Here is a 17,143-nt window from a genome sequence, read left to right as displayed (position 1 = left end):
GCCCTGCAGCGGCCGACCGCCCCGGCCGCCACCGTCAGGAGAGCAGCCGGGCCAGGTCGGCCGGGGTCACGTAGCCGGGCCAGCGGTGGTCGGTGAAGAGGTGGACCCCGGCGTCCTGGTAGCACTGGTCGACGAGTTGGGAGCAGATCATGTGCTTGCTGCTGGCGACGAAGCGCCGCAGCGGGGCTCCCGCCGGGAGGCGCAGCCGGGCGGCGGCGAGGGCCAGGTAGTCGGCGAAGCTGTAGGGGGTGCCGAGGTAGGAGCGGGCGGCCGCGACGACGGCCGCGCGCTGCTCGTCGGTGAGCGGGATCCGTCCGGTGGACCAGAGCGCCGGGCGGCCGTCGTAGTCGGAGAGCGGGCGGAGTAACGCGCCGCCGGGCTGGGCCTCGACGAGCCGTCCGTCGCCGACGTGCACGAAGGCGTGCTCGTAGTCGGCGAATCCGTCGCCGTTGAGGAACTGGGCGATCCGGATCAGTCGGCCGCTGCGGCCGCCCATCGGGACGACCGCGAAGTCGCCGGGGCGGGGGGTGGGGAGGGGAGCGGAGGGGGGAGGGGTGTCAGGCATGGCGTTGCCCCCATGGTCGTCTCGCACCGTGATGGCGTGCTCACTCTCAGTGGAGTACCGGTGGGCGGGGCCGTCAAGGTGCCGTACGGGATTGACCGGCTCGGGCGACGGGAAGACGTCGGGAGGGCCGGTGGGACGGCCGGGCCCGCCTCCACCTGCGGCGGAGCCCCACTCCGGTCAAAGGTCTACACCAATTTCCCGGCAGCTCTTGTCAACGGAGCTGTCGGCCTGGTGAGCTGTGCGCTGGGACACACGGGACAATCCCTCCGCACGGGGTTCCCCGGTATTTGAGACTCGATGAGGAGTGCGCGTTGAGCAACGAGAGCCTGGCCAATCTGCTCAAGGAGGAGCGGCGTTTCGCCCCGCCCGCGGAGCTCGCCGCCTCCGCCAACGTCACCGCCGACGCCTACGCGCAGGCCTCCGAGGACCGGCTGGCCTTCTGGGCCGAGCAGGCCCGTCGGCTGAGCTGGGCGGTCGAGCCCACCGAGACCCTGGACTGGTCGAACCCGCCGTTCGCCAAGTGGTTCGCCGACGGCAAGCTGAACGTCGCGTACAACTGCGTGGACCGCCACGTCGAGGCCGGCAACGGCGACCGGGTCGCCATCCACTTCGAGGGCGAGCCCGGCGACAGCCGCGCGATCACCTACGCGCAGCTCAAGGACGAGGTCTCCAAGGCCGCCAACGCCCTGCAGTCGCTCGGCGTGGCCAAGGGCGACCGGGTCGCCGTCTACCTGCCGATGATCCCCGAGGCGGTCGTCGCGATGCTCGCCTGCGCCCGGATCGGCGCGGCGCACTCGGTGGTCTTCGGCGGCTTCTCCGCCGACGCGGTGGCCTCCCGGATCAAGGACGCCGACGCCAAGCTCGTCATCACCGCCGACGGCGGCTACCGCCGGGGCAAGCCGTCCGCGCTCAAGCCGGCCATCGACGAGGCGCTGACCAAGGTCGACGGCGTGGAGAACGTCCTGGTCGTGCGCCGCACCGGCGAGGAGGTGGCCTGGACCGAGGGCCGCGACGTCTGGTGGCACGAGCTGGTCGACGGCCAGTCCGCCGAGCACGCCCCCGAGGCGCACGACGCCGAGCAGCCGCTGTTCATCCTGTACACCTCGGGCACCACCGGGAAGCCCAAGGGCATCCTGCACACCTCGGGCGGCTACCTCACCCAGGCCAGCTTCACCCACAACGCGGTCTTCGACCTCAAGCCGGAGACCGACGTCTACTGGTGCACCGCCGACATCGGCTGGGTCACCGGCCACTCGTACATCGTCTACGGCCCGCTCTCCAACGGCGCCACCCAGGTGATCTACGAGGGCACCCCGGACACCCCGCACCAGGGCCGGATGTTCGAGATCGTGCAGAAGTACGGTGTGACCATCCTCTACACCGCGCCCACCCTGATCCGGACCTGGATGAAGTGGGGCGACGACATCCCGGCCGGGTTCGACCTCTCCAGCCTGCGGGTGCTGGGCTCGGTCGGCGAGCCGATCAACCCCGAGGCGTGGGTCTGGTACCGGGAGCACATCGGCGCGGGCAGGACCCCGATCGTCGACACCTGGTGGCAGACCGAGACCGGCGCGATCATGATCAGCCCGCTGCCGGGCGTCACCGAGACCAAGCCGGGCTCCGCCCAGCGCGCGCTGCCCGGCATCGCCGCCACCGTGGTGGACGACGAGGCCCGCGAGGTGCCCAACGGCTCCGGCGGCTACCTGGTGCTGACCGAGCCGTGGCCGTCCATGCTCCGCACCATCTGGGGCGACGACCAGCGCTACGTGGACACCTACTGGTCGCGCTTCGAGGGCCGCTACTTCGCCGGCGACGGCGCCAAGAAGGACGAGGACGGCGACATCTGGCTGCTCGGCCGGGTGGACGACGTGATGCTGGTCTCCGGCCACAACATCTCCACCACCGAGGTCGAGTCGGCGCTGGTCGGCCACCCGGCGGTCGCCGAGTCCGCCGTGGTCGGCGCGACCGACGCCACCACCGGCCAGGCGATCGTGGCCTTCGTGATCCTGCGCGGCACCGCCGAGGACAGCGCGGAGCTGATCGCGGACCTGCGCAACCACGTCGGCCGGACGCTCGGCCCGATCGCCAAGCCGAAGCAGATCAAGGTGGTCTCCGAGCTGCCGAAGACCCGCTCCGGCAAGATCATGCGCCGCCTGCTGCGCGACATCGCCGAGGGCCGCGAGGTGGGCGACACCACCACGCTGGCCGACTCCACGGTGATGAACCTGATCCAGTCCCAGCTGCCGGCCGCCGGCGCCGAGGGCTGATCCGACGCCCCGCGGGGCCGGGCCCCGCTCCGCCGCGCGCGGAGCGGGGCCCGGCCCGTTCGACGGGTCAGCCCGTCAGCGCCCGCAGCGTGTCGTGCGCGGTCTGGACGAAGCGGCGGCGCCCGGTGGCGAGCGGTCCGGCCAGCGCCACCAGGCCGGTCTGCGCGGCCCGGTCGAAGCCCACGAAGGCGGTGCAGCGGCCGGTGGAGCCCTGGTGGAAGACCACCTCGCGGTCCTCCTCGGCGGGACGGTGCTGCCAGCTCAGGCCGATCCGCTGCCCGGAGCCGCGCCGGGCCACCCGGGGCAGGCAGACCTCGCGCAGCGCGGTGCGCAGGCTGGCCGCCGCGCCGGTCCGCTCCGGGATCGGCACCGCGTCCACCGCGAGGTGCGCCTGCAGGTAGCGCAGCATGTCGTCGGCGGTGGAGCGCAGCGCGGCCGCGCCGGGCAGCGCCGGGACCTTGAACGAGGGGATCCAGCGGCCGCGCCGGTAGCCGGTGGTCTCGTCCCGGCCGGTGCCGCAGGAGGTGTCGACCAGCCCGAGCGGCTCGCAGACCCGCCCGGCCAGCAGCTCCTGGTAGCGCTGCCCGGCGGCCCGTTCCAGCACCAGGCCGAGCAGTCCGGCGCCGAGGCTGGAGTACCGCACCCGAGTGCCGGGGGTGCCGCGCACGGGGGTGCGGGGCAGCGCCCGCAGCAGGTGCGCGGCGCTGAACGTGGCGTACGGGCTGGTGAACCAGCGGGGCACCGCGGCGGGGACCAGGCCGACCGGCAGCCGGGGCAGCCCGGAGGTGTGGGTGGCCAGGTGCAGCAGGGTGATCGGGCGCTCGTGCGGGTAGCCGGGGACCGCCTCCAGGGGCAGGTAGCGGTCGATCGGGTCGTCGTAGCCGACCTCGCCGCGGGCGACCATGTCGGCGAGCAGCAGACCGGTGAAGGTCTTGGTGACCGAGCCGAGTTCGAACCTGGTGTCGGCCCGCACCGGGCGCTCGCCGGCCCGGTCGGCGTAGCCGCGGCAGGCGACCGTGCGCTCGGTGCCGCGGATCACCGCGACGGCCAGGCCGCCCTCGGGCGCGGCGGCGGCGAACAGCGGGCGCAGCAGGTGGTCGAGGTCCGGGTCGGCTAACGGGGGCTGGGCGGTGTCAGCGCCCACGGCTCCCCTCCCCTGCGGCCCCACGGCCTGCACCGGTATGGGTTCGGTCTCCTGACTGGGCATCGCGTCCTCCATGACGGGGCGGGCGCCCGACGGCGGCCCGCTTCTGCGCCCGACCCTAGGAAGGCGGCGGATCGTCCGCATCCGGCCGAACCCATCCGGGTCAGGCCGCCGCAGCCCGCCCGTCGAACCGTCCGCAAGGCTCATAAAGTGGGACGAACCGATTGGCCGCTTGTCACGCGCCGCTAGGATGTCGAGGAAGCAGCAGGAACCTGAGGCGCGCCGGGAAGTCTGGTCGGCACCGCACCACCCGTGTGTCCGCATGCCGCCCGCCCCTCAGGAGGTCCACCGCCGTGGCCAGCCCGTCCGACGACCGCCGCCAGTTCCTCGGCCTGCTGTCGCTGCCCGAGCGCCGCTACCTGACCGACGCGCTGCGCACCGAGACGGTCGGCGGCGTGCTGCTGCTGGCCGCCGCCGCGCTCGCGCTGCTCTGGGCGAACCTGTGGCCGCACGCGTACGAGGCGGTGCTGGAGTACACCGTCGGGCCGAGCCGGCCGCTGCACCTGGACCTGCCGCTGGAGGCCTGGGCGCAGGACGGGCTGCTGACGATCTTCTTCTTCGTGGCGGGCATCGAGCTGAAGCGCGAGTTCGTGGCCGGGGAGCTGCGCACGCCGAGCGCGGCGGCGCTGCCGGTGGTGGCGGCGGTGTGCGGGGTGCTGCTGCCGGCGGTGCTGTTCACGGTGGTCAACGTGGCCGCGCCGAACGGCCACCCGGCGGGCTGGGCGATCCCGACCGCGACGGACATCGCCTTCGCGTTGGGCGTGCTGGCGGTGGTGGGCAGTCACCTGCCGTCCGCGCTGCGGGCGTTCCTGCTGACCCTGGCGGTGGTGGACGACCTGATCGCGATCCTGATCATCGCGGTCTTCTACTCGTCCGGGATCGAGTTCTGGGCGCTGGGCGCGGCGCTGGCCGGGCTGGTGCTGTTCTGGTTTCTGCACCGGCGCGGGGTGCACGGCTGGTGGCTGTACGTGCCGCTGGCGGTGGTGATCTGGGCGCTGATGCACGAGAGCGGGGTGCACGCGACGGTGGCGGGCGTGGCGATGGGGCTGCTGCTGCGCTGCCACCGCGAGGAGGGCGAGGAGCAGTCCCCCGGCGAGCACATCGAGCACCTGGTGCGGCCGCTGTCGGCGGGCCTGGCGGTGCCGGTGTTCGCGCTGTTCGCGGCGGGCGTACCGGTGTCGGCGAAGATCCTGGGCGAGGTGTTCACCCAGCCCGCGCCGCTGGGCATCGTGATCGGCCTGCTGGTCGGCAAGTCGGTCGGCATCTTCGGCGGCACCTGGCTGGCCGCCCGCTACACCCGGGCCACCCTGAACCCGCAGCTGACCTGGTCGGACCTGGTCGCGCTGGCCACCGTCGCGGGCATCGGCTTCACCGTCTCGCTGCTGATCAGCGACCTGGCCTTCCCGGACGACCACCACCTGGCCGAGCTGTGCAAGGAGGCCGTCCTGGTCGGTTCGCTGGCCTGCGCGGTGGTCGGCTCCCTGCTGCTGAAGCGGCGCAACCGGTACTACCGGGAGCTGTGCGCGGACGAGGACCGGGACGAGGACGGCGACGGCATCCCCGATGTGTACCAGCGGCAGGGGTGACACGCCGCCGGGCGGGTACCCGGAGTGGTGCCCGACTCGCCGGTAGGGGCATGATGCTGAGCTGACAGACACTCGCGTGACGCCCGCTCAGGACGCCCCGCCGGCACGCCCAGCCCGCCCGTTGAACGGAGACCTCCCGATGGCCGCAGGAGCCGCACCCCCGAACGGCCGCACCCCGCACGAGGGCGAGCGGACCGTCGGCGAGCTGTTCGCCGACGCCAGCGCCGAACTGTCCAGCCTGGTGCACGACGAGATCGCGCTGGCCAAGGCCGAGATCAAGGCCGACGTGGTGCGCGGTGGCATCGGCACCGCGGCCGGCGTGGTGGCGGGCGTGGTGGCGCTGGCGGCCGTCCCGATGTTCTCCTTCGGCTTCGCCTGGGGACTGCAGGCGCTGGGCATCACCACCGGCTGGTCGTTCACCATCGTCGGCGGGGCGTACGTGCTGATCGCCGCCCTGCTGGCGTTCCTGATGATCCGCTACTTCAAGAAGGTCAAGAAGCCGGAGCGCACCATCGCCGGCGCCCAGGCCACCGCCAAGGTGCTGAAGAACGCCAAGCCGCGGCCGGCGACCAAGGAGGAGATCGACCGGGCGCTGGGCCGGATCCAGTGAGCACCGGCCGGTAACGGTTGCGCGCGTGCGTGAGTGCCGGGCGGGTGCGGGGAGGGCGGGTATGACAGGCTGCGGGTATGTCGTTGGACCAGAAGCCAGTGGATGAGACCACTCCCGCCCCCGTCCCGCCCGTGCCCGGGGAGCCGTGGGACGTCCGCTCGGCCGGGCCGTGGACGCACCGGGACCTGGCGGCGAACGGCGCGCGCTTCCACATCGCCGAGCTCGGCGAGGGCCCGCTGGTGCTGCTGGTGCACGGCTGGCCCGAGTACTGGTGGGCCTGGCGGCACCAGCTGACGGCGCTGGCCGCGGCGGGCTTCCGCGCGGTCGCGCTGGACCTGCGCGGCATGGGCGGCTCGGACCGCACCCCGCGCGGCTACGACCCGGGCAACCTGGCGCTGGACGTCACCGGCGTGATCCGCTCGCTCGGCGAGCGGCGGGCGCACCTGGTCGGCCACGCCACCGGCGGCACGCTGGCCTGGGTGGCGGCGGTGATGCGCCCCTCGGTGATCCGCAGCCTGACGGTGGTCTCGGCCGCGCACCCGCGGCACCTGCGCCGGGCGCTGCTGACCGACCGCCGGCAGATCGCCGCGTTCGAGCACGTGCTGGGCTTCCAGCGGCCGTGGATCCCGGAGCGCCGGCTGGTCGCGGACGACGGGGCGCTGGTCGGCGAGTACCTGCGGGCCTGGACCGGGCCGAACATGCTGCCCGCCGAGGCGGTGGCGGGGTACCGGAAGGCGATCCAGGTGCCGAGCACCGCGCACTGCTCGATCGAGCCGTACCGCTGGCTGATGCGGTCGATGGCGCGGCCGGACGGCATCCAGTTCGCCCGGCGGATGAAGCGGCAGATCACCGCGCCGGTGCTGCACGTGCAGGGCGCCTCCGACCCGGTGCTGCTGCCGCGGACGGCGCTGGGGGCGGGCGAGTTCGTGTCGGCGCCGTACCGGTGGCGGCTGCTGCCGGGGGTCGGGCACTTCCCGCACGAGGAGGTCCCGGAGGAGTTCACCGCGGAGCTGATCGAGTGGGTCCGGCAGCACCGGGAGGACTGAGCGGCGGCGGGCCAACCGGCCGCCGCCCCGACCCAGTTGAATACGTTCATATGACAAGCGCATAGGCCAGTCGGCGGGTTCGGGGGCGGTTACTCCGGGCGGCCCAGGGGAATCCCTCCGGTATGACCTGGATGCCCGATCGAGAAGCCCAGCCGCGCCGACGCCGCCGTGGTAGCAGCAGCTCGCAGCAGCACGCCCCGCAGCCGGAGTGGCCCTACGAGCCCACCGGGCGGACGCCACGCAGCGCGGGGTACCGGCTCGGCATTCCCAAGATCATCGGACGGCGCGCCCGCTGGGTCGGCGCCCGGCTCCGCCGGGAGGGGTGACAGCACCCCTGATCCGCCAGGGGGGACCCGTCGACACGGAGAACGGCCGGGGCCGGTACGGAGGAGTTCCGTACCGGCCCCGGCCGTTCTCCGCGCCGGCCTCAGCTCAGCACGCCCGGCGAGATCGCGGTGGACCACAGCAGCAGCGCGAACGTCGCCAGCGTCATCACCGGCACCAGGATCTTGGTCTCGACCTTGTTGCCGGTGCGCTTGATCAGCACGATCTCGTAGCGCTCCTTGTGCGGCCACAGCAGCGGCGAGCCCTGCTTGGTCAGGCAGTCGCCGAGCAGGTGCGCCAGGGTGCCCAGGGCCACCGCGTACGGCAGCCAGACCGGGGCGCTCGGCAGCCACTGGAACATGCCGAAGGTGCCGAGCGCGGCCAGGCCCATCACGGTGATCCAGCCCTGCGGCCCGTCCCCCGGCGGGTGCAGGTGCAGCGCCTTGATCGCCATCGCGAGCAGGAAGAACGTCAGGCCGATGGTGAAGTTCCGGCCCAGGTAGGTGATGCCGGCCCAGCTGCCGCCGCCCATCAGCGCCACGAACAGCAGCGAGTGGGTGGCGTGCCGGTGGCCGCCGGAGACCCAGCCCACGAACTGGCAGAGCACCTTGGAGATGGGTCCGAGGAAGTTGGCGATGGTGCCGTCGTGGTGGTCCAGGTCGGGCAGCAGGGCCGCGCCCGCGCACAGCACGGTGCCCATCAGCACGTCGGCCGGCTGCAGGTGCATGCCCATCAGCGGCGGGACGAACGGCGCGGTGGCCGCGAACAGCAGGGCGCCGCTGACCGCGTGCGAGTGACCCATCATGACGTGTGTCCGACCTCCCGGAAGGCTCCTGCCACGGCGGCCCGGTTCGGCCGTTCGGGTGAGCTCGGCCGACGCTACCAGGAGCGGCGGACGGCCCGTCAGGGCGTGTTCGGCACCGGGCCGGTCACAGCGCGCAGCCCTCGGTGCTGACCTTCCCGGCCGCGGCGGTGCCCTGGACGACGTCCTCCCGCACCTCGGCGGCGGTCAGCACGTACCCGGTGTCGGAGCTGTCCAGCGACTTGGCGAACACCACCCCGTACACCTGCCCGTCCGGGGTGAGCAGCGGCCCGCCGCTGTTGCCCTGGCGGACCAGCGAGCGCACCGAGTAGACGTCCCGGACGACCTGGCCCCGGTGGTAGATGTCCGGACCGTTGGCCTGGATCCGGCCGCGGACCCGGGCGGGCTGGACGTTGAACGCGCCGTTCTCCGGGAAGCCCGCGACGATCGCCGAGTCGTTGGAGCGGGCCTCGCCCGCGAAGGACAGCGGCGGGGCGTTCAGCTTCGGGACGTCCAGCACCGCGATATCGCGCTGCCAGTCGTAGCGGACCACCGTCGCGTCGTACAGCTGCCCGGTGCCGCCGATCTGCACGGTCGGCTCCTCGACGCCGCCGACCACGTGGGCGTTGGTCATCACCCGGTGCGGGGCGAACACGAAGCCCGAACCCTCCAGGGTCTTGCCGCAGGCCGTCGCCGTGCCGAGCACCTTCACCAGCGAGCCCTTGGCCCGCAGCACGCCCGGACTGTTGGCCAGTTCCGGGTCGGGCGGCTCCACCTCGGTGATCGGCTCCTGCTCGAACGGGTTGAACACCTGCGGGAAGCCGTTGCGGGCCAGGTCCTGGCTGAGGTCGGAGAACCAGTTCGGGGCGCTGTCCGGCAGCGCCTCCTGCACCGTGCCGAGCACCTTCGAACTGCGGACCTGCTTGGAGACGGTGGGCAGCGAGGTGCCCGCCAGCGCCGAACCGATCAGCCAGGCCACCAGCAGCATCGACAGCACGTTGACCAGCGCGCCGCCCACCGCGTCCAGGGTCCTCACCCGGTCCCGGCCGATCCGGCCGCGCAGCTTCCACCCGAAGTGCGTGGTGACCGCCTGCCCGACCGCGGCCAGCACGATCACCACCACCACCGCCACCACCGAGGCCGTGGTGCCCGGCGAGAGGTGGCGCAGCAGCAGCGGCAGCAGCTGGACGGCGACCAGGCCGCCGCCCAGGAACCCCAGCACCGAGAGCGCGCCGACCACGAACCCCTGCCGATAGCCGGACACGGCGAAGCCGAGCGCGGCGGCGATCAGCAGCAGATCCAGGACATTCACCCGAACACCCTCCCACGTCCCGCCGGGCGGGGGACAGCGCTCCCCGGCGGTCGCCCGATCGGGTCAACCCGGCGGGCGGCCCGCCCCCGGAAGTTGCGACGGTCTGACCATCCGACCTTCCCGCAGCACCGACCGGTGCGACCGGCGATCAGGAGCCGAACCGTGGAACAACCCAGGTGGGACGTCCCCGTGGTGGACCGCACCGAGTTCCAGCCCGCCCTGGACATGCCCCCGCCCGGCCCGCAGAACCGGCTCACCGTCCTGCTCCGCCTGCTGCTGCTCGTCCCGCAGTACGTGGTGCTCTGGGTGCTGTCGCTGGTCGCCTTCGTGGTCGTGGTGATCGGCTGGTTCGGCGCCCTGTTCGGCGGCCGGCTGCCGCGCTTCGCCGTGGACTGGCTGAGCGGCTACCTCGGCTACCAGACCCGGGTGCACGCCTCCTCGCTGCTGCTCACCGACCGCTACCCGCCGTTCCGGTTCGCCGCCCCGGACCACCCCGTCCGGATCGAACTGCGCCCCGGCGGCCCGCTGAACCGGCTCGCGGTGTTCTTCCGGCTGCTGCTGGCGATCCCCGCCGCGATCGTCCAGGGCCTGCTGCTGACCGGCTGGTGGACGCTGTCCTTCGTCAGCTGGCTGGTCGTCCTGGTGCTCGGCCGGATGCCGCGGGCGCTGTACGGGGCCACCGCGGCGGTGCTGCGCTACTGGATGCGGTTCCAGGCGTACCTGCTGATGCTCACCGCGGCCTACCCCAAGGCCGTGTTCGGCGATCCGGCCGGCTCCGAGCCGCCCCGCTCCGCGACCCGGCCGCTGGTGCTGACCGGGGCCGCGAAGGCGCTGCTGGTGGTCTACCTGGTGCTCGGGGTGATCGGGTCGGCGGCGAGCTCGGTCACCACCGACTGGGACGCGTACGAGGACGGCGGCTCCGTCTCGACCCTGGCGCCGCTCGACCGCTGAGGGCCCGGCCCGGGCTCAGGAGCCGTGGCGCCGCGCCAGCGTCACGGCCTCCTCGGACAGCTCGACGGTGCGCCGGCTGTCCCAGGGCCGCTCCAGGCCGCTGAAGTGCAGCACCCGGTCGATCACCCCGGCCGTGAAGCCCCACACCAGCCGGCCCGCCACCTGGAACGCCGGGCCGGTGAACCCCGACGGGTGGCGCAGCCTCGCCCGGTTCGCCGGATCGGTCAGCTCGGCCAGCGGCACCCGGAACACCGCGCCGGTCTCCGCCGGATCGACCACCGCGACCGGCGACTCCTCCCGCCACCAGCCCAGCACCGGCGTCACCACGAACCCGCTGACCGGGATGTACAGCGCGGGCAGCCGGGCGAACAGCTGCACGCCGGACGCGTCCAGGCCGGTCTCCTCGACCGCCTCGCGCAGCGCCGCCGCGAGCGGGCCGCCGCCCGCCGGGTCGCCGTCCTCCGGGTCCAGCGCGCCGCCCGGGAACGACGGCTGCCCCGCGTGCGACCGCAGGCCGCGGGCCCGCTCGATCAGCAGCAGGTCGGGACCGGCCGGACCCTCGCCGAACAGCATCAGCACCGCGGACGGACGACCGCCCTCGGCCGGCGGCAGGAACCGGCTCAACTGCTCGGGCACCGCCCGCTCGGCGGCCTCCCGCACCGGCACCAGCCACGCCGGCAGACCGTCCCGGACCAGCACCGGTGTCGGCGTCGTCACGAGCCCTCCCCCGCGTTCTCGGTGTCCGGCAGCGGACGGCCCGCCGCAAGTTCGGCCCTGGCCGCGGCCTCCCCGGGGAAGTCCGCCGGGGGCCGCAGCCGCTGGCCGGGCTGACCGGCCAGCTCGTACTTGAGCAGCTTCCGGGCCCGCTCCGGGTCGGTCTCCCCCACCCCGTACGACGGGCACAGCGGCGCGATCGGGCAGGCGCCGCAGGCGGGCTTGCGGGCGTGGCACACCCGGCGGCCGTGGAACACCACCCGGTGCGAGAGCATCGTCCACTCCGACTTCGGGAAGATCGCCATCACGTCGGCCTCGACCTTCTCCGGGTCCTCCTCGGCCGTCCAGCCGAAGCGGCGGGCGAGGCGCCCGAAGTGGGTGTCCACGGTGATGCCCGCCCCGCCGAACGCGTTCCCGATCACCACGTTGGCGGTCTTCCGGCCCACGCCCGGCAGCGTGACCAGGTCCTCCAGCCTCCGCGGCACCTCGCCGTCGTAGCGGTCGCGCAGCGCGATCGCCAACCCGATCAGCGACTTCGCCTTCGCCCGGAAGAACCCGGTCGGCCGGATGATCTCCTCCAGCTCCTCCGGCACCGCCACCGCGAGGTCCTCCGGCTCCGGGTACCTCGCGAACAGCGCCGGCGTCGTCTGGTTCACCCGCAGGTCGGTGGTCTGCGCCGACAGCACCGTCGCCACCAGCAGCTGGAACGGCCCGTCGAAGTCCAACTCCGGGTGCGCGTACGGGTACAGCTCCGCCAACTCACGGTTGATCCTCCGGGCCCGCCGCACCATCCCCAGGTGCGTCTCGGGCTTCTTCCGCCCGGCCTTCGCGACCTTGCTCTCTGCCATGCACGAAGGCTACGCCGAAGCGGCCGGACCACGGCCGGAATTCGGCTGCGGTCCGGCCGCTGCCCGGAGGGGCGGGGCGACGGGTGCGGGCTCAGCGGGGACGGGAGCGGAGGGTGAGGAGGGAGGCGAGGGCGCCGAGGAGGGCCAGGGCGGCGGCGCCGAGGAAGGCGGTGGAGAAGCCGTGGGTGAGGGCGGCGGGGTCGGCGAGGTCGCGGGCGCCGTTGGCGGCGGCGACGGCGGTCATGGCGGCCAGGCCGAGGGCGGAGCCGACCTGGTAGGAGGTGTTGACGATGCCGGAGGCGAGGCCGCCCTCGGCGGGGTCGGGGACGGCGAGGGCGGTGCCCAGGGAGGGGATGAACGCCAGCGACATGCCGACCGCGGCGAGCAGCGAGGCGGGCAGCACGTCGACCGCGAAGCTGCCGTCCGGGCGGGCCAGGGAGAGCCAGTACATGCCGGCCGCGAGGGCGGCGAGGCCGGTGACGATCAGCGGTTTGGGGCCGAAGCGGGCGATCAGCCGGGGCGCCAGGACGATCATCATCAGCATGATCGCGGCGGTCATCGGCAGCAGCGCCGCGCCCGAGGCGAAGGCGCCCAGGCCGAGCACCTGCTGCAGGTAGAGGTTGAGGAAGAACCACATCGGGATCCAGGCCGCCGCCATCAGCAGCTGCGCCAGGTTGGCCCCGGCCAGGTTCGGGCTGCGCCAGATGCCGAGCCGCATCAGCGGCTCGCGGCGGCGGGACTGCAGCAGCACGAACCCCGCGATCAGCAGCAGGCCGGCGGCGAGTACCAGCCAGGTCTCCGCCGAGCCCCAACCCGCCTGCGGGGCGCGGACGATCGCGAAGACGGTGACGGCCAGTCCGGCGGTGACGGTGGCCGCGCCGAGCCAGTCGACCGCGCCCCGGCGGACCGCCCCGGCGGGCAGCACGGCCGGGACGGCGGCGAGCACGGCCAGCGCCACCGGGACGTTGATCCAGAACACCCACTGCCAGCTGGCGTACTGGGTGATCAGGCCGCCCAGGAACACGCCCGCGGTGCCGCCGGCCGGGGCGGCCGCGCCGTACAGGGCGATGGCCCTGGGCAGTTCGGTCGGACGGGGGCCGAAGAGCGTCATCAGCAGGGCGAGCGCGGCGGGGGCGATCAGGGCGGAGCCGGCGCCCTGCACGGCGCGGCCGGCCAGTTCGACCCAGGCGGTGCCGGCCAGGCCGGCCAGCAGGGAGCCGGCGGCGAGGACCGCCCAGCCGGTGGCGAAGACCCGCCGGGCGCCGAGCAGGTCGGAGAGCCTACCGCCGAGCAGGAGCAGACCGCCGAAGGCGATCACGTACGCGTTGAAGACCCAGGACAGGTTCTCCTGCGAGAACCCGAGCGCGGACTGCATCTCGGGCAGGGCCACGCCGATGATCGAGGTGTCCATGATCACCATGAACTGGGCGAGGGCGATCAGGGCGAGCGCCGTCCAGCGGCGCGGTGCGGGTGGTGCGCTGAGGTCGGACATGGCCGGGGCTCCTCTGGAAATATACCGGGAGGGGGTATGTGGGAGACGGACGGGTGCGCGGCGGACGGGGATCCGTCAGTGCTGGTGGGCAGGGGTGGTGGTGGCGGTGGGAGCGGTGGCGGGGGCGCTCGTGGCGGCCCCGGCGGTGAGGGTGAAGGCGGCGGTGTGGACGGTGCCCCCGTGCTGGAAGTCCAGGAAGAGGCGGTAGTCGCCCGGACTGGGGGCGGTCGCGGTGAAGTCGACCTCCGGGCCGGGGGCGGTGGCGCCGTCGCCGGGCTCGCCCTCGGGGTGGACGTGCAGGTAGCCGAGGTCGCCGGCGCGCAGGACGACCAGGTGGCCGTACGCGGCGAGGTAGGGGTCGAGGTCGGTGACCGGGCGGCCGTCCCTGGTCACGGTGAAGGCCAGCCGTCCGGGCCGTCCGGGGGTCAGGTCGCCGGCGAGGGTGAGGGTGTAGCCGTCGACGGTGACGGTGCGGCCGGTCTGCGGGAGGGCGGCCGGGCGGTAGTCGCCGGCGGCGTGCAGGTCGGCGCCGAGGGTGAGCGGGTCGGCCTCGGCGGCCGGGGTGAAGTCGGCGAAGACCCGGTAGTCGCCGGCCTCGGGGATGGTGGCCGGGGCGCTCCAGGTGCCGTCGGCGGCGCGGACGGGGTGCAGGTGCTGGAAGTCCGTCAGGTCGCGGTTGGCGACGATCAGGTGGAGCTCCTTCTCGTGCGCGGGCCGGTACGCGGTGAGCGGGCTCCCGTCCGGGGCGAGCACCCGGAAGCTCAGCTCGGTCGGGCCGCCGGCCGGGACGACGGTGCGCTGCAGGCTGAGGACGTAGCCGCGGTCGGCGATCCGCAGGCCGCCGACCGCGTGGTCGGCAGCGTCCGGGGCGGTAGCCCCGCCGCGGCCGGCATCCCCGCCGTGGGCGGCGTGCGGCTGGGCGGCGGGTGCCGGGGTGGGGCCGACCGCGTGGCCGACCCCGTACGCGGCGGTGAAGGCGGCGGCGAGTCCGGTGGTGAAGGCGGCGATCTTGAGGGCGGTGTTCACGGCGTGCTCCTGAGGGCGTGCGGGCGGATGGCCACGGGGGTGGTCACGGGGGCGGCCACGGGGGCCGAACCGTTCCGACGCAGCGAGTAGATACCCCCAGGGGGTATGTGTCAATCGGCGAGGCGCGGCGGCCGGCCCCATCCGGGGCGGCATTCGCGCAGGTCAGGGCAGCGGCGAGCCGGGGTGAAAATTCGTCCGCTGGACGGCGGGGTGCAGAGGAGTTCGGGGAGATGCTTGCGCGGCATACCCCCCAGGGGTATAACTGAGGCATCAAAGCGATACCCCCACTGGGTATCGCCGGACCGCACCGGAGGTTCCCGTGTCCTGCTGCTCCACCAACGGCACCTGCTCCACCACCGCGACCGAGGCCGCCGCCCCGGCCCCCGTCACCACCGTGTTCACCGTCGCCGGGATGACCTGCGGCCACTGCGAGCAGGCCGTCGGCAAGGCGGTCGGCGCGCTGGAGGGCGTGCTGGCCGTCCGGGTCGACGTGCGGAACGGCCTGGTGAGCGTCGACTCGGCGGCCGCCCCGGACGACGCGGCCGTGCGCGCCGCCGTCGACGAGGCCGGCTACGAGCTGACCGGCCGGGCCTGAAAGACACCCGCAGCACCCCGGCCCCCGCCGGGAAGAGACCACGAGGAGCCCTGATGACCACCCAGGCAGCACCCGCCTCCACCGAGGTGGAACTCCGCATCGGCGGCATGACGTGCGCGTCCTGCGCCGCGCGGATCGAGAAGAAGCTCAACCGCATGGACGGCGTCCGGGCCAGCGTCAACTACGCCACCGAGAAGGCCAGGGTGGTCGTCGAAGGGCCCGTGGACGTCGCCGACCTGATCGCCACCGTCGAGGCCACCGGCTACACCGCCGCCCTCCCCGCACCCCCCGCCACGGCCCCCGGCGGCGAACCGGCCGCCGGGGCCGAACCCGCCGACGGACTGGCCCCGCTGCGGCAGCGGCTGATCACGGCCGTCGCGCTGGCCGTGCCGGTGATCGCGATGGCGATGGTGCCGGCCCTGCAGTTCGACAACTGGCAGTGGCTCTCGCTGACCCTGGCCGCGCCGGTCGTCACGTACGCCGCCTGGCCGTTCCACAAGGCCGCCTGGACCAACGCCCGGCACGGCGCCGCCACCATGGACACCCTGGTCTCGCTCGGCACCGGCGCCGCGTTCCTCTGGTCGCTGTGGGCGCTGTTCTTCGGCGACGCGGGCATGACCGGGATGCGGCACGGCTTCGAGTTCACCATCGCCCGCTCGGACGGCGCGTCCAACATCTACCTGGAGGCGGCGGCCGGCGTCACCGCGTTCATCCTGGCCGGACGCTACTTCGAGGCCCGCTCGAAGCGGACCGCGGGCGCCGCCCTGAAGGCCCTGCTCGAACTGGGCGCCAAGGACGTCGCCGTGCTGCGCGAGGGCCGCGAGACCCGCGTCCCGGTCGGACAGCTCGCGGTCGGCGACCGGTTCGTGGTGCGCCCCGGCGAGAAGATCGCCACCGACGGCACCGTGACCGAGGGCAGCTCCGCCGTCGACGCCTCGATGCTCACCGGCGAGTCCGTCCCCGTCGAGGTCCGCCCCGGCGACAGCGTGAGCGGCGCGACCGTCAACGCCGGCGGCCGACTCGTCGTCGAAGCCACCCGGATCGGCGCCGACACCCGACTCGCCCGGATGGCCAAACTCGTCGAGGACGCCCAGAACGGCAAGGCCGCCGCCCAACGCCTCGCCGACCGGATCTCCGCCGTCTTCGTGCCGATCGTGATGACCCTGGCGCTGGCCACCCTCGGCTACTGGCTGGGCACCGGCGAGGGCTGGAGCGCCGCCTTCACCGCCGCCGTCGCGGTGCTGATCATCGCCTGCCCCTGCGCCCTCGGCCTGGCCACCCCCACCGCCCTGCTGGTCGGCACCGGACGCGGCGCCCAGCTCGGCATCCTCATCAAAGGCCCCGAAGTCCTGGAGAACACCCGCAAGGCCGACACCATCCTCCTCGACAAGACCGGCACCATCACCACCGGACGCATGACCCTGCTCGCCGTCCACCCCACCGAAGACACCACCGAGGACGAAGCCCTGCGCCTGGCCGGCGCCCTCGAACACGCCTCCGAACACCCCATCGCCCAAGCCATCGCCACCGCCGCCCGCGAACGCCTCGGCACCCTCCCCCCCGTCGAAGACTTCGAGAACATCCCCGGCCTCGGCGTACAAGGCCTGGTCGAAGGCCACGCGGTCGTCGCCGGACGCGAAGCACTGCTCGCCGACTGGGCCCAGCACCTGCCCCCCGCCCTCGCCGCCGCCAAGGACACCGCCCAACGCGCCGGACGCACCGTGATCGCGGTCGGCTGGGACGGCGCGGCCCGAGCGGTACTGGAGGTCGCCGACGCACTCAAGCCCACCAGCGCCCAAGC

Annotated in this window: 16 protein-coding genes; 8 read left to right on the top strand and 8 right to left on the bottom strand. The window is 73.7% G+C overall.

The window, feature by feature from the left end:
- Positions 1–34 precede the first annotated feature (34 nt).
- Positions 35–565 carry a C40 family peptidase gene (locus tag ACZ3J7_RS24240; protein ID WP_465624612.1) on the bottom strand — a complete coding sequence of 177 codons (531 nt, stop codon included), beginning with the start codon at positions 563–565 and terminating at the stop codon, positions 35–37.
- A gap of 311 nt (positions 566–876) precedes the next feature.
- On the opposite strand from ACZ3J7_RS24240, the gene acs reads away from it, so the two are divergent.
- A complete protein-coding gene (gene acs / locus ACZ3J7_RS24235) occupies positions 877–2,832 on the top strand; it encodes an acetate--CoA ligase (RefSeq protein WP_465624610.1) in 1,956 nt (651 codons plus the stop codon).
- Between the two features lie 67 nt (positions 2,833–2,899).
- On the opposite strand, the gene ACZ3J7_RS24230 is transcribed toward acs, so the two are convergent.
- Positions 2,900–3,976 carry a serine hydrolase domain-containing protein gene (locus ACZ3J7_RS24230; RefSeq protein ID WP_465624608.1) on the bottom strand — a complete coding sequence of 359 codons (1,077 nt, stop codon included), beginning with the start codon at positions 3,974–3,976 and terminating at the stop codon, positions 2,900–2,902.
- A 353-nt stretch (positions 3,977–4,329) separates the two neighbouring features.
- On the opposite strand from ACZ3J7_RS24230, the gene nhaA reads away from it, so the two are divergent.
- The 4 genes from nhaA to ACZ3J7_RS24210 all read left to right on the top strand — a co-directional run bounded on the left by nhaA (position 4,330) and on the right by ACZ3J7_RS24210 (position 7,604).
- A complete protein-coding gene (gene nhaA, locus ACZ3J7_RS24225; protein ID WP_465624606.1) occupies positions 4,330–5,622 on the top strand; it encodes a Na+/H+ antiporter NhaA in 1,293 nt (430 codons plus the stop codon).
- Between the two features lie 139 nt (positions 5,623–5,761).
- Positions 5,762–6,232, top strand: a complete 471-nt coding sequence (locus ACZ3J7_RS24220) for a phage holin family protein (RefSeq protein ID WP_465624604.1) — start codon at positions 5,762–5,764, stop codon at positions 6,230–6,232.
- Between the two features lie 77 nt (positions 6,233–6,309).
- Complete coding sequence (locus ACZ3J7_RS24215) at positions 6,310–7,278, top strand: alpha/beta fold hydrolase (RefSeq protein WP_465624602.1); 969 nt, start codon at positions 6,310–6,312, stop codon at positions 7,276–7,278.
- Between the two features lie 122 nt (positions 7,279–7,400).
- Positions 7,401–7,604: a hypothetical protein gene (locus ACZ3J7_RS24210; protein ID WP_465624600.1), complete on the top strand. Its 204-nt coding sequence runs from the start codon at positions 7,401–7,403 to the stop codon at positions 7,602–7,604.
- A 101-nt stretch (positions 7,605–7,705) separates the two neighbouring features.
- Here ACZ3J7_RS24210 and ACZ3J7_RS24205 read toward each other — a convergent pair whose 3' ends face one another.
- Positions 7,706–8,407: a metal-dependent hydrolase gene (locus tag ACZ3J7_RS24205; RefSeq protein WP_465624598.1), complete on the bottom strand. Its 702-nt coding sequence runs from the start codon at positions 8,405–8,407 to the stop codon at positions 7,706–7,708.
- A 124-nt stretch (positions 8,408–8,531) separates the two neighbouring features.
- Positions 8,532–9,716 carry a MarP family serine protease gene (locus ACZ3J7_RS24200; RefSeq protein WP_465624596.1) on the bottom strand — a complete coding sequence of 395 codons (1,185 nt, stop codon included), beginning with the start codon at positions 9,714–9,716 and terminating at the stop codon, positions 8,532–8,534.
- 162 nt (positions 9,717–9,878) lie between these two features.
- On the opposite strand from ACZ3J7_RS24200, the gene ACZ3J7_RS24195 reads away from it, so the two are divergent.
- Positions 9,879–10,667: a DUF4389 domain-containing protein gene (locus tag ACZ3J7_RS24195; RefSeq protein ID WP_465624594.1), complete on the top strand. Its 789-nt coding sequence runs from the start codon at positions 9,879–9,881 to the stop codon at positions 10,665–10,667.
- A gap of 15 nt (positions 10,668–10,682) precedes the next feature.
- On the opposite strand, the gene ACZ3J7_RS24190 is transcribed toward ACZ3J7_RS24195, so the two are convergent.
- The 4 genes from ACZ3J7_RS24190 to ACZ3J7_RS24175 all read right to left on the bottom strand — a co-directional run bounded on the left by ACZ3J7_RS24190 (position 10,683) and on the right by ACZ3J7_RS24175 (position 14,747).
- Positions 10,683–11,384, bottom strand: a complete 702-nt coding sequence (locus ACZ3J7_RS24190; protein WP_465624592.1) for an NUDIX hydrolase — start codon at positions 11,382–11,384, stop codon at positions 10,683–10,685.
- Positions 11,381–12,229: an endonuclease III gene (gene nth / locus ACZ3J7_RS24185; RefSeq protein ID WP_465624590.1), complete on the bottom strand. Its 849-nt coding sequence runs from the start codon at positions 12,227–12,229 to the stop codon at positions 11,381–11,383. Before nth ends, ACZ3J7_RS24190 begins: the two co-directional genes overlap by 4 nt.
- Before the next feature lie 91 nt (positions 12,230–12,320).
- Positions 12,321–13,721, bottom strand: coding sequence for an MFS transporter (locus ACZ3J7_RS24180; protein ID WP_465624588.1), 1,401 nt, complete (start codon positions 13,719–13,721; stop codon positions 12,321–12,323).
- A 75-nt stretch (positions 13,722–13,796) separates the two neighbouring features.
- A complete protein-coding gene (locus ACZ3J7_RS24175) occupies positions 13,797–14,747 on the bottom strand; it encodes a hypothetical protein (RefSeq protein WP_465624586.1) in 951 nt (316 codons plus the stop codon).
- Positions 14,748–15,066: 319 nt separating this feature from the next.
- Here ACZ3J7_RS24175 and ACZ3J7_RS24170 point away from each other — a divergent pair, with 319 nt between their 5' ends.
- Positions 15,067–15,342, top strand: a complete 276-nt coding sequence (locus tag ACZ3J7_RS24170) for a heavy-metal-associated domain-containing protein (protein ID WP_465624584.1) — start codon at positions 15,067–15,069, stop codon at positions 15,340–15,342.
- Between the two features lie 53 nt (positions 15,343–15,395).
- The coding region (locus ACZ3J7_RS24165) for a heavy metal translocating P-type ATPase (RefSeq protein ID WP_465624582.1) at positions 15,396–17,143 on the top strand (1,748 nt) is incomplete at its 3' end.

Source organism: Kitasatospora sp. NPDC015121, assembly GCF_055562955.1.
The sequence above is the reverse complement of the archived record's forward strand: the minus strand, read 5'-3'. Positions and strand labels throughout refer to the sequence as shown.